This window comes from Anabaenopsis sp. NIES-4685 (genome assembly GCF_059725405.1).
Genome location: NZ_AP043602.1, coordinates 3,506,326 through 3,530,608, shown reverse-complemented (window position 1 = coordinate 3,530,608; position 24,283 = coordinate 3,506,326). Strand labels below are relative to the sequence as shown.

The window sequence follows — 24,283 nt, the reverse complement described above, 5'->3', positions numbered from 1 at the left end:
AAAATCATTTTGATGTAAAAATCTCAGACAAATTATCTCCCTTAAACTGCAACCGGAAAATTACCTTTCTATCATTGGGGTCATCAATATTTGGATTAGCTTCAATTTCTCCCCTTCCAGAAGCAAGGATTTTTTCCTCCAGTTGTGATTTAGTTTCAAATTTCATCTCTGAGGAGATATATTCAGCAACAGCAAAAGACCTCAACAAACTTAACTGTAAATTACCGTTATAAGTTCCACTAGAACTAGTATGTCCTTCAATCACCACCCGGGTAATTTCTTGCTGATATTTAGAAATTACCCTGCTATAAACCGGGATAAATGATCGTAGAGTGCTTTTCCCAGCAGCACTTAATTGAGCGCTATTTTCTGGAAATAGGATATTTTCTTTCAAGGTAATATCTCCGGTGTCTTTATTAACTTCTACCTTCACGTTATTTTCTTCTAAAGTATTAATCAATTGTTCAATGACATTACGTCTGGGTTCTGATCTTTCACTCAACTGTAAAGAAACGGTAATAAACAACAGCGCAAATATCATTAACAGTCCAGACATCATATCGCCAATGGCGAGTAAAACGCTAGAGTTATCCTCTTCTATTTGTGGTGTTGGTTCCCAATCGCTAAAATTATTCATGATTCAGATTGATGACGACGATTAGCTTCTGCAGCTACTAGATAATTAGCAGCTTGTAGTAATTGATTAGAAATTTTGGTGGTGGCTTCATCCGCTTGGGTGAAAAACCGGTTTTCAGATGCATATGCTTTATTTAGGTAATCAACTAAATGTTGATTACTTATTTCCAAAGCCTGATTTAACTGTTGAATCATAGCTGCATAGGTTTGTTCAATCCTATGAGCTTCTCGACCCAATCCCCTGGTAATTTCTTGGATTTGTGCTAGTCTTTCTCCTGAGGTTAAACCGGTGACATTAGCAAAATTACTGACCCTCTCTACAGTTTGTCCAATTCTGCTCATACTTTCGTCCACTTGTGCGGTTAAAGTTGAGCGTCTGTGATATTCTTCGTTAAAAGCAGTCTGTAAATCATTGACAACCTGAGCTAGTCCTTGACGCTGTTCGCCCAGGGTTTCTTCTAGTAACTGATTTTGGCTATTGAAGAACTCTTGTAAAGCTGTTTGATAACTCAGGCGGAATTGCTGTAGTTCTTCCTGTACAGTGATCCGGGTATTTTGCAGCATAGTATCAATGTTAGAGAGAGTAGATATTAAGTTCTCTCTGGCTCCATTCATTAATTGAGATGCTTCATGACCAACGGTGGTAATACTTTCAGTTTGTGTGGTGATAATCGCCAGGGTTCGCTCTTGAAACTCCTGGAGCATTTGGCGCTCTATTTCTGCTTGGGTATGTAGTGCGGTTTCTAAATCTTCTCGAATACTTCTAAAAGTATTAGCTGCTTGATTAGAACTGACTTCAAAAGCAATTCTCTGAGAATTTATCGCTTCAACACTTGCAGTCACAGCTGACTGAATTTCTGTAGATACCCTTTCCATTACTCCTTGAGTATCAGAACGAAATTCAGTTAAGATAGACTGCAAACTAAGTGCAAATTCTTGCAGTTGCACTAAAGTATCTTCTTGGAATTTTTGGATAGTCATTACAGATGTGCTGAGACTTTGGGAAATTCCCCCCAGTTCTTCTCTGAGTTGACTAACTGCTTGAGAAGCTTCTTGAGTCAGTTGTGCGCTCTTGGTAAGTTCAGCTATGAGGGGTTTGATTAATTGTTCTCTTTGTTCTGTAATTAACTTTGTTAATATTTCCTGACCTTGATTCTGTTTAATTTCTCTTTTGAGCTCCTCGAAAATGGGAGACATGACTGCTCCCACTTTTTCACCAACTTTTTGACCAATAGCATCAGGACTTAATTTACTTTGTACCTCGATTAATTTTTCAAATCCGGTCCTCATACTCTCAGCAGCATTACTTAAACTGGTTGCTGCTCTTTCAGTTCCATCAAGGTTAAAACGAGATAAAAGCCTTGTGGGACTTTCTACAAAAGCAATCCTATCTAGTCTTGCGCGTAATTTCTGACTAGGTGCGCGTTTAATTGCTTCTCCAACTGCTAAGACAATAGTAAATAGACTGCTAGAGCCTAACCCCATCAATGACGTAGAAAAAGCAGTTTTCATACCTTCTAGAAGCTTGACGCTAGCTCCTAGTAAGTTGGAGGTATTTTGATTAATATTACCCAGGTCTATCTGTGATAATCCTTCCTGAATCCCATAAAAGGTTCCTAAAACACCAATGGCGATGAGAATGGTAGGTATAAAACGCAAATAGCTGCTAGGAATAGAGGGATTTAAAATTCTTGGGTATTGTAATAATACAAATTTTCCCGCCTCAACTTTGGCTTGGAGACAGTTATCATCAGTATCTGTTACATCTAGATGTTTCCGGAACCAGGATGATTTACTATCTGGGATAACATCTTGACGTTGGTTGCTCTCCGAGGACTTAATATTTTCCTTGTTATCTTTCAAATCTCCTTTTATAGAACCCCTATCCAGAAGAATATATCTACCTTCGGCTATTTCTCCCTGTTTGCTCTCCAGATACTTGATATTTTTGTTATTATCTTTCAAATCTCTTTCTCTGTAAAGCCAATACAGAAAAATAGATATACCTTCGCCTATTACTCCCCCCAGGAGAACAATTACAATACTCCAATGAAAAGGAGTATTCTGCCAAAAAATATTGATTAAGCCTTGAATCATGTGACTATACTCCCCACTAAATTGTAAATTTGGCTATTTCTTCAGAAGACAGCAATTGTTGAGCTACACGCACGGGAAGATGTGCAGCATTCCAATAATCACCTATTGGTTGGCGTAGAATTAACCCATAAAGTTCTTCCGTGGTTGGTGTTTCTGGAGAAGTATCAACTTCTAAATAAACCTGTTCGGGTGCATAAGTACGTAAGAGTCGCACTTGTAACCGGTTCTTTAAATCCGCGAGTGAGTCTGCTATGGCTGAGGTATGCTCACCCATGTCAGCAGTTAGTTTCCAGGCTTGATTAACAGCTACAATTTCTTCAACTAATTCTATTACGGATGGTGTCAACTGGATCATGAAATTCCCTGGTAACTGGAAAACAGGCGATCTGGGATGTGCAATGAATCATGAGATTATTATACAGGTACATGGAAGCTACCTCTTCCAGTTAGTCGGGGGGTGCGATCGCCCACAGACTTTGTACTGTTTTTCTCCCTTGTCACCTTGTCCACCTTGTCCACCTTGTCTTGTCCTTGTAAGGGGAGGGGACTGGATTTTATTATTTTTTGTGTGTTCCCCAATCCTTCCCAATCCTTCCCAATCCTTCCCAATCCTTCCCAATCCTTCCCAATCCTTTCCAATCCCTGTTCCCTGTTCCCTGTTCCCTATTCCCTAAAACTAAAAAACTTTCTACCTTACGAGCATGGGAAATGCTGTAAATCAAATAAATCGTAAATTTGACTACAGTTATTATTTTTTCAACTGTTCTAAATAAACGGCAAAATATATTATAAATTTGTTACAAAGTTGTTAAGAATAGTTAACGCTCTTAACAGAAGGCAATATTTCCTATGGTAGTCTCAGTTGGGAAGAATGCACCACATAAAGTTGTCATTATTGGTGGTGGTTTTGGTGGACTATATACAGCCAAGACTTTGGCGAAAGCGAATGTAAGTATTACCCTCATTGACCAACGCAACTTTCACCTATTTCAGCCACTGTTATATCAAGTCGCCACAGGTACCCTCTCACCTGCTGATATTTCCTCACCATTGCGCGCCGTATTCAGAAGAAGCAAGAATACAAGAGTGCTGTTAGGAAAGGTGAGTGATATTGACCCCAAAAAACAAGAGGTTATTTTAGATGATCAGGTAGTCCCTTACGATACATTAGTAGTAGCCACAGGTGCTAACCATTCCTATTTTGGTAAGGATGAGTGGAAAGCATTTGCGCCTGGTTTAAAAACTGTGGAAGATGCTATAGAAATACGTCGCCGGATATTTACAGCATTTGAAGCAGCAGAAAGAGAAACTGACCCAGAAAAACGCAAGGCTTTGTTGACCTTTGTGATTGTGGGTGGTGGTCCGACCGGTGTAGAATTAGCAGGTGCGATCGCAGAATTAGCATATAAAACACTGCAAGAAGATTTCCGCAATATCAATACTTCCGAGGCCAAAATTTTACTATTGCAAGGGGGCGATCGCATCCTCCCATACATTTCGCCCAAGTTATCGAAAGCAGCTACATCAGCTTTGGGAAAATTGGGTGTGATGATCAGAACTAACACCAGGGTGACCAACATTGAAAATGATATCGTGACTTTTAAGAGTGGCGATCAAGTTGAGGAAATCCCCTCAAAAACCGTCTTATGGGCTGCTGGTGTACAAGGGTCATCAATGGGGAAAGTGCTAGCAGAGCGTACAGGTGTAGAATGCGATCCTTCTGGACGTGTGATTGTGGAACCGGACTTGAGCGTTAAGGGTTATAAAAACATTTTTGTTGTGGGAGACTTAGCCAACTTCTCCCATCAAACCGGTAAACCCTTACCTGGTGTTGCACCCGTAGCTACTCAACAAGGGGAGTATGTAGCTGGACTGATTCAAGGAAGACTTCAAGGTTACACTTTGCCACAATTTCATTACAACGACGTGGGTAGTTTGGCGATGATTGGGCAAAATTTAGCGGTTGTAGATTTAGGCCTAATCAAACTTACAGGTTTCATTGCTTGGGTATTTTGGCTAATAATTCACATCTACTTCTTAATCGAGTTTGACACTAAATTAGTAGTGGTAATTCAGTGGGCTTGGAACTATATCACTCGGAATCGTCGTTCCAGATTGATTACAGGTAGAGAAGCTTTTTTGGAAGTAAAACCCATGAACAATGACAATGATTACCCGGGTAAAGAAAAGCAGCATCCCCTCAACGTCTAGTATTTTCCCTTAAGTTCCTAAATATTGACGGGACGCTAAAGCATCCCGTGTCGCCTTTCCTCCCTAGGTCAGATTAGGGCTTTGTGACTACTCCAACTGACCCAGAACATGGCTAACATCAACAGCTAATTTTTGTCCTAACTTCAGCAATTGACGAGATTGATAATTTTCTTCTGTATTCTTCAAAGTCGTCAGACATAAAGGTCTAATTTGAGTGGACAGACAGCTAAAATATAGTTCCTGGGACTTGTGCAAAGAAATGCCGATATTTAGCTGATAGCTAACATCAATCAACCGTTCTAAACATTGGATTTGGGTAGCAAAACTGCCATTGAGGTCATGTAATAATTGCCACAATAAGCGCATGATTAGTTGTTCTAATATTTGCGTACCTTCGGGAATATTTAACCGACAATGTAAATGTTTAGCTTCAGTCGCGATCGCTTCTAATTCTACAATGTGATTTAAACTCAAGATGGGGTCTGTGATCTCTTGCTCGAGCGATCGCAGTATGAGCATACAGCGTGATCCCAAAGCAATCTCCGCAGCTACCTGCAACTCTTGGGGTACTTCTAACTCATCCCGGTGGAAGGCCATCAATAATCCGTAATTATCCCGATATACCTGAGTATACAGTTGGTCTAAACGTGTTAGTGTTTCCTGACTCAGAAGGCGCATAATCCGGTGACGTTCTTCAGCAAAGAGATTTTGTAGGCTAAATGTTTCTTCTCTAAATAGCCTGGTCATCACCAAGATACTGTGAGCAGCACTCCCCTGTTTTAGAGAGGTAAACAGCTTTTCTTTCAACTGACTGTACTCACGTCTACCGGTAAATAATTGGGTACAACAGTGGAAATCCCAGCCGCCCAAATGCAGCACAGCAAAGACTAAACTTTCACTCTCACCGGTAACTTCCGACACCAGTTTTAAATTTCCTACCGCCAAGGTCAAGGAACCCATACGTTGCAACTGGTAATCAATCTCATCAAGACTGTAGCAATAAATGCGCTTTTGTGTAGATTTTTGATTAGCAAACAGAGAACTAATAGCATAGTGAGCAGCTACTTGCTTGACACTCACTTGGGCAGTTTGCACCATTTGTCCGATAGATCGCCGCACCATCTTTGAAAATATCCACATTACTGGGGGCTAAAGATAGGCGTTTGATGAAAGCTTTCTCCAACTGTACACCAGCCACATCCCCAGCCAATTCCAAAGCACGGGAAGCATAACGGAGAATTTGCGTACCTTCCGGGCGAGAAATTTCTTCAAAGAACCAGCCGCAACTAGTGAACATCAGCAAAGCGTGACGCTGCATTTCTAACAAGCGCAAAGCATCAACTTGTTCTGCTGGGGTGAGTTTGTGGGTTTGATGGCGAGACAGGAAACTGTTCACATTAGCCACACAGCGATCGCGGATCACGTGAATATATTCATCCCGTGCTAACCAGGGATCATGGAATAGGCGCAGGCCATGTTTCTCATAGACATCAATTAACTGATCCCGCAGCCAATTCAAAGCATCCCGCAAGGGTCGCCGCCATTTTTGATGCCATACACCACCTTCACCACCACAACCACAGTCATCTTGCCATCTATCCACCCCGTGGGCGCAACTCCAGGCTGTGGCGGGTTTAATTTCCACCTCCCAAGTGGGAGTATTGAGGCTGAGATAGTGAGCAAAGTTGGTGACAGTCCAATTGCGCTTAGGAAATTCTCCAATAAAGGCGTAGGCTAAAGTTTTTTCAGTGCCTTTCTTATGGTGTCCGAAGGTTTCCCCATCTGTGGCCACAGAAATTAATTGTGCTGGCCGGTGATCCCCACGTATTGCGGAGCCGATACGTCCGGCAAAATGACTAGAACTATAAACCACATCACTAAAGCCCATATCCCGGGAAATGGGGCCATCGTAGAAAAAGATATCAATGTAAGGGCGCGATTGCTGATCAGTGTCGCCACTTCCCTGTAAATAACAGCGATAGGGACGGGTGGGATCAATTTGACTACCCCCTACTTCTTGCCATTCCGCCTCAGGCTCATCCTCTGTGGGTAGGGGGCGACAACGTTGGGCCTGGGATGGTGCGAGGATAATAAACTTGATATTTTCAGCCACCAAAGCCTCTAAGGTGGCATAGTCTACAGCTGTTTCCGCTAACCACATACCTTCGGGATCCCGGCCAAAGCGTGAGCGAAAATCTGCTTTACCCCAGCGGATTTGGGTGTATTTATCCCGTTCATTGGCCAGAGGCATAATTATATGATTGTATACCTGGGCGATCGCATTACCATGGCCGTGCAAGCGCTGACAGCTCTTGGTGTCTGCCTCCAAAATTCGCTGATAAACCTCAAAATCGTAGCGTTCTAGCCACGACATCAGGGTAGGTCCAATATTAAAGCTGAAATATTCGTAATTATTCACAATCTCGACTATTTCCCCCCGGTCATTAAAGACCCTGGCAAAAGCATTAGGGCGATAGCATTCCCAGTGAATGCGTTCATTCCAATCATGGAAAGGTGCCGCACTAGGTTGACGTTCAATTGCCTCTAAATAAGGGTTTTCCCGTGGGGGCTGATAAAAATGACCATGCACCGTCACATAAACACCAGTAGCCTGTTTCAGCGGGTCTATCTGGTTGTGCTCATGGACAGTCAGATGTGATCTCACGGTTGAGCCAGGGCTAACTGGCCTTTCAGCAGCAGAAGTCATGTATATTTATCCCAATAAAAAACTTACATTTGCGCCGAACACTGGTATTTAAACCCTTCTACAGGGTTTCTATCCATAATCCGGTATATAACAAAACTATGAGTATATGATTCTGCCAGTGCTCCTAAAAACTGCTTGACTCCACTGACAAATCTGCGTTAACCCACAGATATGAGGGTTTTCTCTCAGCAATGTCAGTCAAATACTGCACTGTCTACTTACCCATTAAACCTTATATTTTCCGGAAAATACGAGGTTTAATTTATATTTTTCCTACGAAAATTTACAAACTCTCCATAACTCGCAACTTTATTTTACATATCTCTTTTTCATCTAGAGACAGCACAAGCCAAAATACTGTAGATAAGATTATATTAACTTATTTTAGTTGATTATATATATGCGTATTCTGGAAGATGCATATTTGATTTATACAAATTTCCCTGGCGAATCATCGCCCAAACAATTTGTGCATGATTATGATCTGATTAATTCACGGGGATCACTGCTAATGAAATTATTGGATGAATATATTTATTTACCGCCCTCAATCAGTGAAAATCTGATCAGTCTGTGACAACAACAGAATAAATCCTCAGATCATATACATATAAATCATGTAAGTTTAAAGATAACGGGTTTGTCCAGAAGAATCTGATTTTCCCAAATGTATCCTCAATTCACACCCCGTGATCACATCCGGGTTCCTAAAAGTCCCCAGAGCCTTTGCTTGCTACTTTTGGCAACCAAAAAACCGACTGAGCTTGTGCAAGATTGATGATCCCTGTGCAGAGTCAGGCTGGTAACCCTTAATTTTTAGGAGTTGCTCAAGAGATGTTCTGCTACCCTTGTCACCCGATTTTGTACACCAGAGCATTAATTCACCAAAAATTAACAGAAAAACTTCCTTAACTAGAATATTAGATAATGCTATACTCATAAAATGAAAACTGCTTACGTAAATTTATCTAGGTTAACCAATCATCAATCAAAATTGATCTTGCATAATAACTGGAATATGAGATTATTTATAATTAATAGTTATAAAAAGAATATTACACACCTTTTGGGAATTTTTCCGTATTAAGAATTCCGGACTAACAACAGGTTTGTTTGTCAAGTGAGAAATTAGATTATTACTAAAATGAACAACGATGAGCGAAATTGGCCTGCTGATGACGGGTATACTAACCGCCAGACAAGTATATTCAGAGAATAGATTACCGAAGCAGCAACCATTGCAGATGGAAAGTAGCTCGGAGCATTTAAGCCATAACGTAAGTAAATTAATTAACACTCCCTCTCAAATCACACCACCGGAATTTATCCCAATAGATGCAATTTCTCAAACCTCCTCATCGGCGTCCCACTTACCTCAAGAAAAACTGCTCGCGTCAATCACAATTAGCCAAAGGAATCACCAACCTAGGACAATCACTGCGGACAATAGGATCAAAGTAGCTGCGGTCTCATCGGGTTTCACAGGTCAATCTCTACCGACTTTGCGTTTTGGTACTTCAGGTACTGCTGTGAGAGTTTTACAGCGTTTGTTAATTTCTAAAGGCTACGCCATTAGAGTTGATGGGTCTTTTGGTCCGATTGACTGAAACAGCTGTCAAAGCCTTTCAGAACCAGCGGAAAGTAGGGGTAGATGGAGTAGTGGGGCCACTAACTTGGCAACAGTTGACAATGTAGTTATTGATCAGCTACAAATATGATTAACTAGATATATCTCAGATACTCAAATGCCTGCGGACAAGATTGTTAGTTATCAGTGGTCGCAAGTCCGATGACCGGCAACCGAACTAATTATAACTTAAAATATGCTGAGTAATTTATGCTAACTCTACGTTTTGGTAATTCAGGTATTGTGGTGAGAGTTTTACAGCGGTTGTTAGTTTCTCAAGGCTATATGACCCGAGTGGATGGAAATTTTGGGGCGCTGACTGAGGTAGCTGTCAAGGCTTTTCAGAGCCAGCGCCAACTCAAAGTAGATGGAATAGTCGGGTCAATTACTTGGGAACAGTTGACTAAATGAACTTCTACCGATGCTGATGCAGCGCTAATAACTCTTGTGCTTTGGGTTTGTAAATTAAATAGAATAAAGCTTCAAGATAACGCAACAAGTCCTCGCGGTTTTCCTTGGAGGTAAAGTTCCAAAAGCCATAAATCCTGGCTAGGGATAACAACTTGGTGGTATGAATTTTCCAGGTATATGTACTTAATACCCGGTTAATTGCTTCCCGGGAAATAGCATCCCAATATTGGGAGGTTTGATTGCACTTGGTGACAAAGGTGAGGATTTTGGCCGCTGTCTCTTCTAAATTTGTGGGGTTAATGTAAAAGCCATTGACTTGATCTTGAATAATTTCTAGGGCTTCACCAAATTGGGTCGCAAAAGTTGGTAGTCCTGAAACCATGGCTTCTAAGATGGTTAAACCAAAGGCTTCAAATAAAGCAGGTTGAATAAATATCCCTTGGCGATCGCCGATCACACGGTAAATCTCACCGGAATCAGATTTAGATAGGCGTACACCCAGCCAACGCACTTTACCATAGAGATTATACTGTTCAATGATCTGATAGAGTTTAATAATCTCCTCTTGTTCTTCGTTGTCGTCTGACTCTTCCACACGCAACTTACCCGCCACTAAGATTAAGTTACAATGCTCCTGTAATTCTGGAGACTGACCATAACATTCTGCTAAACCTGTGAGGTTTTTAATCCGGTCAAGACGGGCCATAGAAAACAGGGGGCGCTTTTGGGGATTATCTAGTTTACCAAAAATTTGGTGCGGGTCTTCCAGGGTAAACAGCATTTGAGCAATTCGCTGGCGATCGCTTTCCACTCGGTCTTGAGTGCGGGAGTAAGGGAAATAGTAACTCTCATTCACCCCTGGAGGTACAACATTAAACTTAGGACTAAATAATTCAATGCCGTTGACTACGTGGTATAACTCCGGCATGGTGAAGCATTTGTAAGACTCATACTGTCCTACACTATCAGGTGTACCAACAATTTCTTGGTAAGTACTGCTGATCACGAAATTGGCGGCGTTCATGGCAATCAAATCAGCGGTAAATTGTAGGGAGAAATGGTATTTATCCTCCAATTCTTCCCAGTAGAGGTTACTAAATAAGTATTTAGACTTTTCCAAAGCGTGGGCGATGTTGCACTGAGTCACATTCATGCGCCGTGCTAGCAGAAACGCCACCAAATTACCATCAGAGTAGTTACCCACAATTAAGTCAGGTCTACCTTGAAATTCTGCCAACAGTTCTTTTTCTGAGTCAATAGCAAAAGTTTCCAGATAAGGCCAGAATTCAAATCGAGAAATCCAGTTTTGGGTCATATTGGGATTAAAATCCCGCAGGGGTACGCGCAAAATCCAGGCGTTCTCTGTACCGTGAACTTTTTCTAGCCTTTGATTGCACAGTGTACCATCGCTATTAGGTATTAGGCGGGTGAGAATAATCACCTTTGGCTCGACGTTTAACCCTCCTAAACCTGCTATATCCAGATCCTCTTGTAGTTGTTTTTCCAGATTCTTAGCTTGGTCAAGCACATAAACTACCTGTCCCCCAGTGTCTGGACGACCTAAAACACCTTCTTGACCGAACCAACCATGAGCCGATACGAGGACGATTCTAAAAATCATCGGGATGCGAGAGATGAAAGCTTCGATGGTCTGAGGGTCAGGAGAATCAATTAATTCATCTAAAATATCCAGGGTATCACGGACTCGCCCGGCTGTATTACCCCACCCCGCTTCAAAACCCATTATCTGTAATTCAAAGCGGAATTCTTCATAGGGTTGATCTTGGGGTCGCTCGCTGACGAGGGTGATGGCTTTTTTTACTTGGTCAGAAAGTTGCTGCTGAGTCTTAATCCGCTCATTAATTAACAGCTGCACACCGTTATACTGGTGGAGGCGCAAGAAATTCAATAAGCTGTCCAGCAATTGTTTTGAGTCTTGAAATAATTTGCTGGATAGGTAGCGGTTGAGGAATTGTACCCCCTTACCAATATTTTTCGGGTCGCGGATGACTGGGGTGTAATCGTAAAACGGGCCAAAATCTAATTCTAGTAGGTCACCCTCTAGGGGGTGATATTTATTCACAAAGCGATCGCGCAGGTCCAGCAGTTCCTGTACTGACATGGGCTCAACATTCAAATCTTCTGTGAGCCGATAAACTTCTTGACGAGCAATTTTAGGACGAATAATCAAACACAGGCTGGAATCTTCTTGAATTATTTCCTGAGTATAGTAGATGAGTTTCCCTAAGCGGGAAGCAGACGCGGTTGTTTCGGATTTCTCCGACTGAGAACAATAATTCTTAAATACATTGAGGATATCGTTACGTAGCAAGTATTTTTGTTCTTCCTGGCGTAACTGACTCAAAAAGCCACGCAAATCGCTTTTTTCTTCACTATCTAAGATTGCTTGGATCAATTCAGACATGATAACCCCTCAGATCGAATTTGCATTTTACAAAAAAAATAAACACAGATGGGCGTTCTGTGTTTTTCCTGTTATAATCTGGCCAATTTCTTTGTGTTTTTTTTGACTCAGAATATATGCTGCTCAGTTTTTTTTACCTTAACTTAAGTTACATAATTTTGGGGGATATTAGCTGACTCACATAGGTAACTATTCCCCACTTTAGCTGTTGAGCAAACTTTTGCTAAATGAGGGCGAACGATGGGACTCGAACCCACGAATGGTGGTACCACAAACCACTGCCTTAACCACTTGGCTACGCTCGCCATTATTGTATATTAGTGATTATAGCACGATAATCAGAAAATGATCAAGACCTTTTTTTCCAGTGGCGGATTTTCTCAAATTCCAGTCGGATAACTATAGTGAGTTTAAGCCAGAAACCATGAAAGCACTGACAACTATCGCATATTCCGGAGCCATAGGACTAGTAGCCTTGGGGGTAGCAATGGCTATGACCAATCCTTCCCAGGCTGAATATGAAGATTATGCGACACAACGGCTAACAGAATATTTAAAAGGGGACGTTTGCCAGAAAACGGGCAATTTTTTAGAAAATTTAATCAAGTCTCAATGTGACAACCTCGTAGATCAAACCATTCCTCAAATGCGTGATATCCTGGCGCGGAGTACCCAAAAGCAGGATTTCATCATTTTTAGTGTTTACCGGACTGATTTAAAACTCAGTTCCTGGATACCGTTGTATAAATTTGAAACTGTAGGAGCTTTTGATAACTTCTATACCTATAGTGCTAAGAAGCAATAAGCTGATATACTGCCAAACAGTTATTTGATGATTATGAAATCTGCATATTTACTGGTATCACATGGTAGCCGTGACCCCCGCCCCCAAGTGGCTATGGAGCAATTAGCAGAGCTCGTATCTGCTCAATTGGGTCATGGTAAAGACTTGGTAGGTATAGCTGCTCTGGAATTACAACCCCAGCCTTTATATCAGCAGATTAAAGACTTTGCTAGTATTGCTTTTTTGGATGGGGTTAAGTCTTTAGAAATTGTACCACTGTTTCTGTTACCGGGTGTCCATGTAATGGCGGATATTCCGGAGCAGATTGCTTTGGCACAAGAGGCTCTGGGGAAAGATATAATTATTCGTCAACACCGCCATTTAGGTAGTCACCGGAATTTAGTGACCTTACTATCCCAGGAAGTGGCTACAATGGAAGCCCAAACTACAATTTTATTAGCTCATGGTAGCCGTCGTCCTGGTTCCCTGGAGCCTATAGAAACTATAGCGGGCCAGTTGGGTGCAGTTACTGCTTATTGGGCTGTAGCGCCTAGTTTAGAATCACGTATCCAGGATTTAGTGGCTACAGGACAAACAAAAGTGGCAATTTTACCCTACTTTTTATTTACAGGTGGTATAACTGATGCGATCGCTGTGTCCCTAGAAAGGCTAAAATTACAATTTCCTACTGTGACTTTCCAACTGGCTGCGCCTTTGGGAGCAAGTCCAGAATTAGCTGAGATAATTGGGGATTTAATAGATACATGAGCCGCACGGTGACGGGTAAGGTTTATTTATTAGGTGCGGGGCAGGAGACCCAGGACTAATGACCCTCAAGGGTAAGGGTTTATTAGAATCTGCTGATGTGGTGATTTATGATGCTTTGGTTAGTCCAGAGATTTTGGGGATGATTAACCCCCAAGCGGAAAAAATTAACGCGGGTAAGCGCATGGGGAGACATTCGTTATTACAGTCAGAAACCACCCAGTTATTAATTACCAAAGCCCAAGAATACCCCCTAGTAGTGCGACTCAAGGGCGGTGACCCTTTTATCTTCGGTCGCGGGGGGGAAGAAATGGCGGATTTAGTCGCTGCTGGTATACCTGTGGAGGTTGTGCCGGGTATTACATCTGGGGTGGCGGCTCCTGCCTATGCTGGTATACCTTTAACCCATAGGTTATATAGTTCTTCTGTGACTTTTGTAACTGGACATGAGGCTGTAAATCAGTATAAACCACAAGTAAACTGGCAGGCGATCGCCCAAGGTTCACAAACTATTGTGATTTACATGGGGGTTCAGAATCTGCCTTATATTGTGGAACAATTAAGCCAGGCTGGGCTAGATTTAGCAACACCTATTGCTTTAGTGCGTTGGGGTACACGACCAGAACAAGAGGAATTGATTGGAACCCTAGAAACTATTATTGCCCAAGTTACAGCCTCTGGATTTACCGCCCCCGCGATCGCTGTGATTGGTGCAGTTGTCAATATGCACAGTATTTTATCTGGCTGCTCTCCTGTGTAATTCTACAGTAAAAGCCGAGTCCCCAAACCATGACTACCTTTTCCCCCCAAACTCTGACAATTGATGGATTTCTGAAGCTTCCCTGTGTAGAGGAATCCCCAGCATGGGAATACATGGACGGGGTAGCTATGCAAAAACCAATGCCAAAAACTCGCCACTCTCTTTTACAAAAGCGCCTGTTAACTGAAATTGATAGTCATAGCCAAGTATATACGGCTTTACCTGAACTGCGCTGTACTTTCGCTGGGCGATCTATTGTTCCTGATATCGCTGTAATTGCTTGGGCGCGAATTGCAGTCAACGAAGTGGGAGAGCCTGAGGATAATTTTACAGCACCCCCTGATTGGTCTATTGAAATTCTTTCACCTGATCAGAAGGCGAATCGGGTGATTGATAATCTTTTGTATTGTTTAAAACATGGTTGTCAGTTGGGGTGGATGGTTGATCCAGATGATTATTCTGTGCTGATTTTGACCCCAGACCAACAACCTCAGATTTGTAGAGGAGCTTCCCCTGTGCAAGTTTTAGCAGGAGTCGATTTAAACCTGACATCACAGCAAGTTTTTACCTGGTTGAAAATTAATCAGCGCTCATCCTGAAACCAGAAAATCCAGTCCCCTCCTCTTATCAGGGGAGGGTTAGGGAGGGGTCGGCTTTTTTACCTACCCTAAGAAGTTGTTTTATGTAAAAATATTTAGTTAATTTATTAAGTTTTATGACCTTTAAGTACAACAATTTTAACTATAAAGTTTACCTGAAGTTTATATAAATATGCTTATACTTATATAATCAGTCAAGTGCTGGTAACAGATATACTACTGAGTATTCAGAGGTAACCCCATGAAAATTGACCAACTACAAAGGAATGTGATTGTACGTGGTTCCATTTTTCCAGAACCAGTACAGGTATTGTTGGTGGAACCAATGGGGACAGCAGTTAAACTCACGGGTAAAGGACTCAAAACTAATCAGGTTTATCAACCCATACTCAACGCTGAACAGTTGGAACAGTTACAAGCTACACCGGAAAAAGAACCCTTTGATGGTAACCCCCAGTATTTTCGGTTCGGTGTGGAAGCTCTGCGTTTGGGGTTAGCTTACGAATATGATCCCTATTTTGCCTTGGCGATCGCCCGGGTAGACCCCCTCCCCCATCAATTAGAGGCGGTTTATGAGTATTTTTTAAAACAGCCAAGGTTGCGGTTTTTACTGGCTGATGACCCCGGAGCGGGTAAAACCATTATGGCGGGGTTGCTGCTGAAAGAATTAAAAGCTAGGGGACTGGCGAAACGTACCCTAATTATTACACCCGCCAACCTGACATTTCAATGGCAACGAGAACTAAAAGACAAATTTCGCGAAGAATTTGAGGTGATCCGGGGTGATGTCCTGCGGGCTAATTATGGTTCTAATCCTTGGCAAGAAAAAAGTCAAGTGATCACTTCTGTATCTTGGGTTTCTCGCATTCAAGATGCGAAAGATAGTTTATTAAGAAGTAACTGGGATTTAATTATAGTGGATGAAGCACATAAAATGAGTGCTTACAGTTCCGATAAGAAAACCTTAGCCTATAAACTGGGTGAAGAACTTTCCCAAATTACCGACCACTATTTATTAATGACCGCTACCCCCCATAAGGGCGACCAGAAAAACTTTTGTTTATTCCTAGAATTATTAGATAGAGATGTGTATGGGGATGTGCAAAGTTTACAAGCTGCAATTAATCAAAATCATGCTCCTTTTTACCTGCGTCGTACCAAAGAATCTTTAAAAACATTTCCCGATGCAGAAACCGGTATTGTCAAAAAATTATTCACTAATCGCAAAGTTGATACCATTGAGTTTGAAATTGACGACGACGAATTAGATTTTTATCATGCACTAACAGACTATGTAGAAGACCAATCAATCAAAGCTGCAACCGATGATACAGCTAAAGGTAGAGCATTAGGTTTTACCATGGCGATGTTACAACGTCGCTTTGCTTCTAGTATTTACGCTGTGCGGCGCAGTTTAGAACGAATGCGCGATAAACGCCAAAGAATTTTAGAAGACCCAGAAGCCCATCGTCAAGAACAAATTAAGAAAAAGCTTCCCGATGACTTTAATGATTTAACAGACACAGAACAGGAAAAAATTATGGGGGATTTAGAAGGTGTGGTAGCTTCTATTGACCCCATTGCTTTGCAAAAGGAAATCCTACAATTAACTGCTTTAATTCATCAAGCATTGAGCTTAGAAAAACGGGAAGTAGAATCTAAATTAGTCAGACTCAAAGAAGTAATTACCCAGGAGGGAATTTTTCAAGACCCTAAGATGAAAATGCTCATTTTTACTGAGCATAAGGACACCTTAGATTATCTAGTGGGGAAATTACAAGCTTGGGGTTTATCGGTGACCCAAATTCATGGAACAATGAAAATAGGCGATCGAGATACACCCAACACTCGCATTTATTCCGAACGGAAATTTAAAGAAGAGTGTCAGGTACTGGTTGCGACGGAAGCAGCGGGGGAGGGAATTAATTTACAATTCTGCTGGTTCATGATTAATTATGATATCCCCTGGAATCCGGTAAGGTTAGAGCAGCGGATGGGACGTATTCACCGCTACGGACAGGAAAAAGATTGTTTAATTTTTAATTTTGTCTCTACTAATACCAAGGAAGGTAACGTACTATGGAAGCTGTTTGAGCGGATTCGCGCCATTGAAAGGGATTTAGACCCGGAAAGAACCGGTAAAGTATTTAACGTCCTGGGTGATATTTTCCCCGCCAATGAGTTAGAACGGATGATGCGAGATATGTACGCCCATAACCTGACTCAGGGGGCAATTCTGAATCGGATTCTAGAACAAGTAGATACAGAACATTTCCGTAAAATTAGTGATTCTGCTCTGGAAGGATTAGCCAAACGGGAACTAAATTTATCACAAATTATCAGTAAATCTGCTGAAGCTAAGGAACGGCGGTTAGTTCCCGAAGTGATCCATGATTTCTTTGTCGAAGCAGCACCCATAACGGGGATTCATCCCAAGGAAACAGGGAAGGGTAAGAAAATATATAGAGTTGGGCGGGTTCCGCGCACCTTGTGGGGAACGGGAGATAAGTTAGAAACTCGCTTTGGTAAATTGGGGCGAGAGTATAAAAAGATTACCTTTGATAAACAGATATTGACAAATGACCCCACATTAGAATGGGTCACCCCAGGACATCCCCTATTTGAGTGTGTGCGGGATGAAGTTGCTACCAAAGTACAGGAAGACCTGCGCCGGGGTGCGGTATTTTTTGATTTACATCGTCACACCCCAGGGAGGTTAGATGTATTTTCCGCTGCTATTAGTGATGGACGGGGTAATAAACTCCATGAACGTTTATATGTAGTCCAGACAGAGTTAGATGGAAAAATCACCATCCGTCAACCAACCATATTTTTAGATTTAGTACCTAGTAGCAGTGGGGAAGGTGAGGACAATGGTAACTGGGTTAATTCCATACCAGATGACAGTAGTTTACCCAGTCGCGAACAGGTAGAACAAGCATTAGTTGAAAAAGAATTAAATAGCTTTTTAGCAGAAATTCGCACCCAAAGACAAAAGGAAGTCAAGACAATTTCCCAGCATATAGAAATTAGTCTGAATGTGATTATAAATAAAGTCCAGATTCAATATGCAGAGTTGTTTGAACTTAAGGAATCTGGCTCTAAAGAACAGGGATTAGAAGGGCGAATTAAACAATTAGAAGACCGACTAGATGAGTTAAATGGTCGATTAGAACAACGTCGGGAAGAATTGGAAAAAGAAGCCAGTTGTACTATTACTAGTATTAATCATCATGGGCGGACTCGGGTATTACCCCATCCCCAAAGAACATCCCCAGAAGTTGCGCCCATGGTTGCTGATGAGCAAATTGAAAAAATTGCCATTCAAGCAGTGATAGAATATGAACAAGCTAGAGGTTGGGAGGTTGTGAGTGTGGAAGCAGAAAACCGGGGTTTTGATTTAATCTCCCGTCAACCAGACTCTGGCGATCCTTTAAAAGCTAGTGAAGTGAGGTTTATTGAAGTTAAGGGACGGGGGAATATTGGCTCAGTGGCCTTGACGACAAATGAATATAAAACTGCGGAAAGATTACAGCATGATTATTGGTTATATGTGGTGTTTAATTGTGCGTCTTCTCCTAGGGTGGTGACTATTAAAAACCCGGTGAGATTGGGTTGGGAACCTTTAATTAAAATTGAGCATTTTCATTTAAAAGCAGAGGAGATTTTAGGAGATATTATATAGGATATGGGCAAGATTAAAGCCAGAGATTTGGTGAAAATATCTTTGAACCCACCCTCACCCTCCCTTTGTCAAGGGAGGGGACTGGATTTGATTGTTTCCGATGTTTCACTGTTTTAAGGAGAAAGTAAATGTCTGCAAGAGAACGATTAATCAATGAAATATCTCAAACACCTGATATTTTAATCAAAGAAGTTTTAGACTTCCTGTTATTTATTAAATACCGGTCAAATCAAGAAATAGTGAAACAAGATAATTCTCATAATTCTGATTTACCATCTTTGTTAAATTTCATAGATCAAATCAATTCTGAAACACCCACAGCAGATAATCTACAGCTACCAAGGGATTTATCAAAAAATCTAGATCACTATTTATATGGTGCATCTAAAGAAGAATTATGAGAAAAATATTTGCTGATACAGGCTATTGGATTGCTTTACTCAATCCTGATGATGATTTACATCAAAAAGCTAAAGAAATAGCAAATCGTATCAATAATATTGACCTGGTGACCAGTGAGATGGTATTTACTGAATTACTAAATGCTTTTTCTGCAAAAGGTGTTTTTTATAAACAAAAGGTGGTTAAGTTTATTAATTACTGCTTTGATAATCCTGAGATTGAAGTAGTTATACAAACAGATAACCTCTTTAAACGTGGGCTGGAGTTGTATAGTCAAAGGCTAGATCAAGCATGGAGTATGACAGATTGTACATCCTTTTGTATTATGTCTGAAAAAAATATATTAGAAGCACTTGCCTATGATAAACATTTTGAACAAGCTGGGTTTATTTCTTTATTACGTTAAAGGATGTTTGTCAAGTCATGATGAGTGTATCAAATGTTGATTGACCCCACCCTCACCCTCACTTTGTCAAGGGAGGGGACTGGATTTGATTGTTTTATGCTATACCTAATTTATCCAGAATAAATCAATGAAATTACAAACTACTACCCAGAATATCAAAATCCTTAAAGCCTACTATACCCCAGAAGAATATTTAGAACTAGAAGCAAAGGCTGATGATAAAAATGAATTTCGAGATGGGGAAATTATAGCGATGACTGGGGGGACTACTAATCATCATAAATTGGCGTTAAATCTTGCCACTAGGTTAAATTTAGCCTTAGATGATTTAAACTATGAAGTTTATATTGGTGATGTGAAGTTGTGGATACCACGGTATAGACAGTTTACCTATCCTGATGTGATGGTCATTGGGGGTGAACCTGTTTATTACAGCACAAATACGACAACAGTGACAAATCCTGTATTAATTGCTGAAGTTTTATCGAAATCTACCAAAGACTATGACCAGGGGGATAAGTTTCTCTATTATCGCTCAATTCCTGAGTTGAAAGAATATATTTTAATTGACCAGACTCAATATTATGTGATGCAGTATGTCAAGACTGGTGACCATCAATGGATCTTGACTGAGTATACAACAGAAAATGCTCAGTTAAATCTGTCAACAATTAAGTTACAATTGCCTGTGCAGCAATTATATAAAAAAGTTAATTTTACTGAAAATATAGATTTATAGTTGGTTGCTGTGTGCTCACATCCTGGGGATTCTCTAAATAATGCCATACCCTAAACGCCTGATTGAGGTTGACCTACCTATTAAACGCATTTCCGCCCACGCTAGAAGAGAGAAATCAATCCGCCATGGACATATTTCTACCCTACATATTTGGTGGGCGCGGCGACCTTTGGCGGCTTGTCGGGCGGTGATGTGTGCGGCGTTATGGCCTGACCCCGTTGATGTAAACTGTCCCCAGTCTTTTCGCGATTTGGCTACTGATTATATCACAGATTTTGCTGTGAAAGCAGGGACAGATGAGAAGTTACTTAAATATTGTTCTACTGAAGTTGGGGCTAAATGGCTGGTTTTAGCTAAACCAGACAGTCAGTTAGATGCTAATAACCCTCAACATTGGAATATATTAAGATATAGGTTACTTGATTTTATTGCAGATTTTGCTAACTGGGATAATTCTACCCAGCCTGATTATTTAGAAACTAGTCGTAAATTAACCCAAGCAGCACACGAGGCTTTAGGGGGGATACCAGGAACTAAACCGTTAGTGGTAGACCCTTTTGCTGGGGGTGGTTCCATACCTTTAGAAGCTCTGCGGGTGGGTGCGGATGCTTTTGCATCTGATATTAACCCCGTGGCGGTGTTGTTAAATAAGGTGGTGTTGGAATATATCCCTAAGTATGGGCAAAAATTAGCGGATGAGGTGCGCCAGTGGGGACAGTGGGTAAAGGAGGAAGCGGAAAAAGAGTTAGCTGAATTTTATCCCCAAGATGCTGATGGTAGTACACCCATTGCTTATTTATGGGCGCGGACTATTGTGTGTGAAGGTCCAGGATGTGGGGCGGAAGTTCCGTTAATGCGGTCTTTGTATTTGTGTAAAAAGAGTAACCGGAATATTGGTTTAAGGATGATTCCCCAACCGGAACACAAGCGGGTAGACTTTGAAATTATCCAGAAGGATAAAAATAAATGGGTAGTCGCTGATCATCCAGAAATAGAGGTTACCAAGCCTAGTTTTGATGGTACGGTGAAAAGGGGATCGGTTACTTGTCCCTGTTGTGGTTATACTACCCCTGTCGCGTCGGTGCGGAAACAGTTAAAAGCCCGTCAAGGTGGGGCGAATGATGCGCGGTTGTTTTGTGTGGTGACCACTAAGGAAGGTCAGAAGGGGCGTTTTTATCGCTTACCTAATGAGCAGGATTTAGAGGCTGTTGTAAAGGCTGGTGTTGAGTTACAAAAGAGGGTGAAGGAGCATTCTGGGGATTTGAGTTTAATTCCTGATGAGCCTACTCCTAAAGGTGGTGGAAGTGGTGCGGGTAGGGCATTTTCTCAGCGAAATTATGGGATGGATCAGTTTAAAGATTTATTTACTCATCGGCAAAATTTAGCTTTAACTACACTGGTGAAGTTGGTTAAGGATGTGGGGGATAAGTTAGGAGATAGTCCTAGGGGTTTGGCTGAGGCTGTGCAAACTTGTTTAGCTTTTGCTGTTGATAAACAAGCTAATACATTAACATCTTTATCACGTTGGCATACAACACGAGAAAACATAGAAGGACTTTTTGCAAGACAAGCAATACCAATGGTTTGGGATATTGCAGAAGCTAACTCATTTTCAGGTGCTACAGGTGGTTTAGATGGTACTTTGCAATGGGTTTTAGATGTATGTAAATCTAATCTTTTTTTATCTGGTTCTGGACAAACTCAACAGACCAACGCAGCGAGTCACCCCCTACCAGATGATTTTGCTCAATGCTTATTTTCTGACCCTCCTTATTATGATGCCGTACCCTATGCCGACTTATCCGACTTTTTCTATGTTTGGCTAAAACGCACCTTACCCCCTTCCCTGGGAACATCTTTCACAGCCCAACTTACTCCGAAAGATGATGAGTGCATTGTGGATGAAGTCAAAGGCAAAGATCAAGCCTACTTTGAAACTACAATGCAAACAGCCATGGCGGAAGGAAACCGATTTTTAGCACCCGAAGGTATAGCTGTAATTGTCTTTGCTCATAAATCAACCGCTGGTTGGGAAGCCCAACTACAAGCCATGGTAGATGCAGGTTGGACTATGACAGGTTCCTGGCCTATAGATACAGAAATGGGTAATCGTTTACGCGCCCAAAACTCCGCCGCTCTTGCTTCCTCAGTCCATATAGTCTGTCGTCCCCGCACCTGTACAGAAATTGGCGACTGGCGAGATGTATTGGCAGAACTCCCCCAACGCATACATGACTGGATGGCGAGATTAGCAGCAGAAGGGGTAGTAGGTGCTGATGCTATCTTTGCGTGTCTAGGTCCAGCGTTAGAAATCTTCTCTCGCTACTCCGGGGTAGAAAAGGCTTCTGGCGAAATTGTCACCCTGAAGGAATATTTAGAATATGTGTGGGCTGCGGTATCAAGGGAAGCTCTAAGTATGATTTTCTCTAACACCGATACTACCAGCTTTGAAGAAGATGCGCGCCTGACAGCCATGTGGTTGTGGACTCTTTCCGCAGGTAAAGTTGATACCACAGAACCGGAGGAGGAGGAAGAAGAGGAAGAAACCAGCAGTAAAACCAGTAAAACCAGCGGTTATACCCTAGAGTATGACGCGGCGCGGAAAATAGCCCAAGGACTGGGGGTAAAGTTAGAACAATTAACCCGGTTAGTAGAGGTGAAAGGTAGCAGCGCCCGACTGTTACCAGTATCTGAACGTAGACAATATTTATTTGCTTCTGCAGATTCCCCAACCCCAACCACAGGTAAAGCTAAGGGGAAAAAGCAACAACCCCAACAACTGAACTTTTTACCCCAAATAGGTATGACGGAGGAAGATGGCGGGGAGGAAGTAGAGCAAATATTACCCCAGTTAGGGAATACTACTTTAGATCAAGTTCACCAAACTATGATTTTATTTGCATCGGGACGCAGCCAAGCATTGAAGCGCTTTTTAGTTGATGAAGGTGTCGGTAATGACTCCCGTTTTTGGGGACTGGCTCAAGCCTTATCGGCATTATACCCCAGCAGTTCGGAGGAAAAACGCTGGGTAGATGGGGTATTAGCCAGGAAAAAAGGGTTAGGGTTTTAGGGGGATGGAGTGAATCTCACCCACAGTCACACAGATCCCCGACTTCTAGCTAAATTATCCTAGACCATCTCTGATGATGTGAGAAGTCGGGGATCTTGCACCCTCCCACAGTCACACAGATCCCCGACTTCTAGCTAAATTATCCTAGACCATCTCTGATGATGTGAGAAGTCGGGGATCTTGCACCCTCCCACAGTCACACAGATCCCCGACTTCTAGCTAAATTATCCTAGACCATCTCTGATGATGTGAGAAGTCGGGAATCTTGCACCCTCCCACAGTCACACAGATCCCCGACTTCTAGCTAAATTATCCTAGACCATCTCTGATGATGTGAGAAGTCGGGGATCTTGCACCCTCCCACAGTCACACAGATCCCCGACTTCTAGCTAAATTATCCTAGACCATCTCTGATGATGTGAGAAGTCGGGGATCTTGGCAACAATGTTCCCTCAGATAAAAATTACCTGTTGAAAACTTATCAAATATCCTCTGAGAGGAACTAAGGGGGTAAAATGCCAGGGTAAGTTATGATTAGTGTATCAAATATTGTTTGACCCCACCCTCACCCTTTCCTTGTAAAAGGAGGGAACTGGATTTGATAGAGCAAATCAATTCTCAAACACCCACAAGCTCTTAAACTGTAAATGTCAATTAAATATGGAGTAGTTATGACTACAAAAAGACTACTGGATAAGTGGCAAGCATTAAATACGGATGAACAAGAAAAAGTTTTAGCATTTATTGATTCTCTGCAACTGAAAAGAACGACCCAAAAATCCGGTTCTAAATTGGGTCAAAAATTACGAAAAATTCGCCAAGAAATTATTGATTCTGGTATACCCCTATTAACAGCAGAGGAAGCAGATCAGGAAAAAGCAGAACGTCGCGGTGGGTATGGAGAAAATCTGATATGATTCGTACTTTTGGGAACTGGATTTGATTTTTTCGGTTCCCTG

General features: G+C 41.7%; 15 protein-coding genes, 1 tRNA gene and 4 pseudogenes. 13 read left to right on the top strand and 7 right to left on the bottom strand.

All coding sequences use genetic code 11. The features are described 5' to 3' along the window. Positions 1-4: 4 nt before the first annotated feature. From AC6IZ0_RS15040 to AC6IZ0_RS15025, 4 genes are read right to left on the bottom strand one after another with little or no spacing between them, the layout of a single operon-like run. Positions 5-637 (bottom strand): OmpA/MotB family protein, encoded by a 633-nt coding sequence (locus AC6IZ0_RS15040; RefSeq protein ID WP_497723666.1) that lies wholly within the window; start codon positions 635-637, stop codon positions 5-7. After that, positions 634-2,733, bottom strand: coding sequence for a hypothetical protein (locus AC6IZ0_RS15035; protein ID WP_497723664.1), 2,100 nt, complete (start codon positions 2,731-2,733; stop codon positions 634-636). Before AC6IZ0_RS15035 ends, AC6IZ0_RS15040 begins: the two co-directional genes overlap by 4 nt. A gap of 16 nt (positions 2,734-2,749) precedes the next feature. Continuing rightward, positions 2,750-3,088, bottom strand: coding sequence for a hypothetical protein (locus tag AC6IZ0_RS15030; RefSeq protein ID WP_497723663.1), 339 nt, complete (start codon positions 3,086-3,088; stop codon positions 2,750-2,752). 59 nt (positions 3,089-3,147) lie between these two features. Then, on the bottom strand, positions 3,148-3,372 hold the full coding sequence (locus tag AC6IZ0_RS15025; protein ID WP_497723661.1) for a hypothetical protein: 225 nt from the start codon (positions 3,370-3,372) through the stop codon (positions 3,148-3,150). Positions 3,373-3,582: 210 nt separating this feature from the next. Between AC6IZ0_RS15025 and AC6IZ0_RS15020 the strand changes: the two genes are divergently transcribed. After that, a complete protein-coding gene (locus AC6IZ0_RS15020; RefSeq protein ID WP_497723660.1) occupies positions 3,583-4,944 on the top strand; it encodes an NAD(P)/FAD-dependent oxidoreductase in 1,362 nt (453 codons plus the stop codon). Between the two features lie 87 nt (positions 4,945-5,031). Here AC6IZ0_RS15020 and AC6IZ0_RS15015 read toward each other — a convergent pair. Then, positions 5,032-7,651 (bottom strand): annotated as a pseudogene (locus tag AC6IZ0_RS15015) (DUF3536 domain-containing protein). Positions 7,652-8,805: 1,154 nt separating this feature from the next. Here AC6IZ0_RS15015 and AC6IZ0_RS15010 point away from each other — a divergent pair. After that, positions 8,806-9,346, top strand: a pseudogene (locus tag AC6IZ0_RS15010) (peptidoglycan-binding domain-containing protein). A gap of 148 nt (positions 9,347-9,494) precedes the next feature. Then, positions 9,495-9,689: pseudogene (locus tag AC6IZ0_RS15005) on the top strand (peptidoglycan-binding domain-containing protein); the annotation flags it as partial. 4 nt (positions 9,690-9,693) lie between these two features. Here the strand turns inward: AC6IZ0_RS15005 and AC6IZ0_RS15000 are convergent. Together AC6IZ0_RS15000 and AC6IZ0_RS14995 are read right to left on the bottom strand one after the other, a co-directional pair. Next, complete coding sequence (locus tag AC6IZ0_RS15000) at positions 9,694-12,114, bottom strand: sucrose synthase (RefSeq protein WP_497723659.1); 2,421 nt, start codon at positions 12,112-12,114, stop codon at positions 9,694-9,696. A 232-nt stretch (positions 12,115-12,346) separates the two neighbouring features. Next, a tRNA-His gene (locus AC6IZ0_RS14995) sits at positions 12,347-12,419 on the bottom strand. A 119-nt stretch (positions 12,420-12,538) separates the two neighbouring features. On the opposite strand from AC6IZ0_RS14995, the gene AC6IZ0_RS14990 reads away from it, so the two are divergent. The 10 genes and pseudogenes from AC6IZ0_RS14990 to AC6IZ0_RS14945 all read left to right on the top strand — a co-directional run bounded on the left by AC6IZ0_RS14990 (position 12,539) and on the right by AC6IZ0_RS14945 (position 24,241). Continuing rightward, positions 12,539-12,919, top strand: a complete 381-nt coding sequence (locus AC6IZ0_RS14990) for a DUF4359 domain-containing protein (protein WP_497723657.1) — start codon at positions 12,539-12,541, stop codon at positions 12,917-12,919. 33 nt (positions 12,920-12,952) lie between these two features. Further along, positions 12,953-13,666, top strand: a complete 714-nt coding sequence (locus tag AC6IZ0_RS14985; RefSeq protein WP_497723656.1) for a sirohydrochlorin chelatase — start codon at positions 12,953-12,955, stop codon at positions 13,664-13,666. Continuing rightward, positions 13,663-14,423: pseudogene (gene cobA, locus AC6IZ0_RS14980) on the top strand (uroporphyrinogen-III C-methyltransferase). The gene AC6IZ0_RS14985 and the pseudogene cobA overlap by 4 nt, the downstream one beginning before the upstream one ends. A 29-nt stretch (positions 14,424-14,452) precedes the next feature. Continuing rightward, positions 14,453-15,022, top strand: coding sequence for a Uma2 family endonuclease (locus AC6IZ0_RS14975; RefSeq protein WP_497723655.1), 570 nt, complete (start codon positions 14,453-14,455; stop codon positions 15,020-15,022). A 241-nt stretch (positions 15,023-15,263) separates the two neighbouring features. Beyond that, positions 15,264-18,707 carry a helicase-related protein gene (locus AC6IZ0_RS14970; RefSeq protein ID WP_497723653.1) on the top strand — a complete coding sequence of 1,148 codons (3,444 nt, stop codon included), beginning with the start codon at positions 15,264-15,266 and terminating at the stop codon, positions 18,705-18,707. Between the two features lie 128 nt (positions 18,708-18,835). Further along, positions 18,836-19,108, top strand: coding sequence for a hypothetical protein (locus tag AC6IZ0_RS14965; RefSeq protein WP_497723651.1), 273 nt, complete (start codon positions 18,836-18,838; stop codon positions 19,106-19,108). Beyond that, positions 19,105-19,515 carry a type II toxin-antitoxin system VapC family toxin gene (locus tag AC6IZ0_RS14960; RefSeq protein WP_200988281.1) on the top strand — a complete coding sequence of 137 codons (411 nt, stop codon included), beginning with the start codon at positions 19,105-19,107 and terminating at the stop codon, positions 19,513-19,515. Before AC6IZ0_RS14965 ends, AC6IZ0_RS14960 begins: the two co-directional genes overlap by 4 nt. A 127-nt stretch (positions 19,516-19,642) precedes the next feature. Continuing rightward, entirely contained in the window at positions 19,643-20,254 is a 612-nt protein-coding gene (locus AC6IZ0_RS14955) for a Uma2 family endonuclease (RefSeq protein WP_497723650.1), read from the top strand. Positions 20,255-20,294: 40 nt separating this feature from the next. Continuing rightward, complete coding sequence (locus tag AC6IZ0_RS14950) at positions 20,295-23,324, top strand: DUF1156 domain-containing protein (RefSeq protein ID WP_497723648.1); 3,030 nt, start codon at positions 20,295-20,297, stop codon at positions 23,322-23,324. 671 nt (positions 23,325-23,995) lie between these two features. After that, positions 23,996-24,241, top strand: a complete 246-nt coding sequence (locus tag AC6IZ0_RS14945; protein WP_497723646.1) for a hypothetical protein — start codon at positions 23,996-23,998, stop codon at positions 24,239-24,241. Positions 24,242-24,283 lie beyond the last annotated feature (42 nt).

Coding starts and splice junctions, on each gene's coding strand:
- AC6IZ0_RS15035 (WP_497723664.1), bottom strand. CDS start 2,733: ATGATTCAAGGCTTAATCAATATTTTTTGGCAGAATACTCCTTTTCAT.
- AC6IZ0_RS14950 (WP_497723648.1), top strand. CDS start 20,295: ATGCCATACCCTAAACGCCTGATTGAGGTTGACCTACCTATTAAACGC.
- AC6IZ0_RS15030 (WP_497723663.1), bottom strand. CDS start 3,088: ATGATCCAGTTGACACCATCCGTAATAGAATTAGTTGAAGAAATTGTA.
- AC6IZ0_RS14970 (WP_497723653.1), top strand. CDS start 15,264: ATGAAAATTGACCAACTACAAAGGAATGTGATTGTACGTGGTTCCATT.
- AC6IZ0_RS14965 (WP_497723651.1), top strand. CDS start 18,836: ATGTCTGCAAGAGAACGATTAATCAATGAAATATCTCAAACACCTGAT.
- AC6IZ0_RS14960 (WP_200988281.1), top strand. CDS start 19,105: ATGAGAAAAATATTTGCTGATACAGGCTATTGGATTGCTTTACTCAAT.
- AC6IZ0_RS15000 (WP_497723659.1), bottom strand. CDS start 12,114: ATGTCTGAATTGATCCAAGCAATCTTAGATAGTGAAGAAAAAAGCGAT.
- AC6IZ0_RS15020 (WP_497723660.1), top strand. CDS start 3,583: ATGGTAGTCTCAGTTGGGAAGAATGCACCACATAAAGTTGTCATTATT.
- AC6IZ0_RS14985 (WP_497723656.1), top strand. CDS start 12,953: ATGAAATCTGCATATTTACTGGTATCACATGGTAGCCGTGACCCCCGC.
- AC6IZ0_RS14990 (WP_497723657.1), top strand. CDS start 12,539: ATGAAAGCACTGACAACTATCGCATATTCCGGAGCCATAGGACTAGTA.
- AC6IZ0_RS14955 (WP_497723650.1), top strand. CDS start 19,643: ATGAAATTACAAACTACTACCCAGAATATCAAAATCCTTAAAGCCTAC.
- AC6IZ0_RS15040 (WP_497723666.1), bottom strand. CDS start 637: ATGAATAATTTTAGCGATTGGGAACCAACACCACAAATAGAAGAGGAT.
- AC6IZ0_RS14945 (WP_497723646.1), top strand. CDS start 23,996: ATGACTACAAAAAGACTACTGGATAAGTGGCAAGCATTAAATACGGAT.
- AC6IZ0_RS14975 (WP_497723655.1), top strand. CDS start 14,453: ATGACTACCTTTTCCCCCCAAACTCTGACAATTGATGGATTTCTGAAG.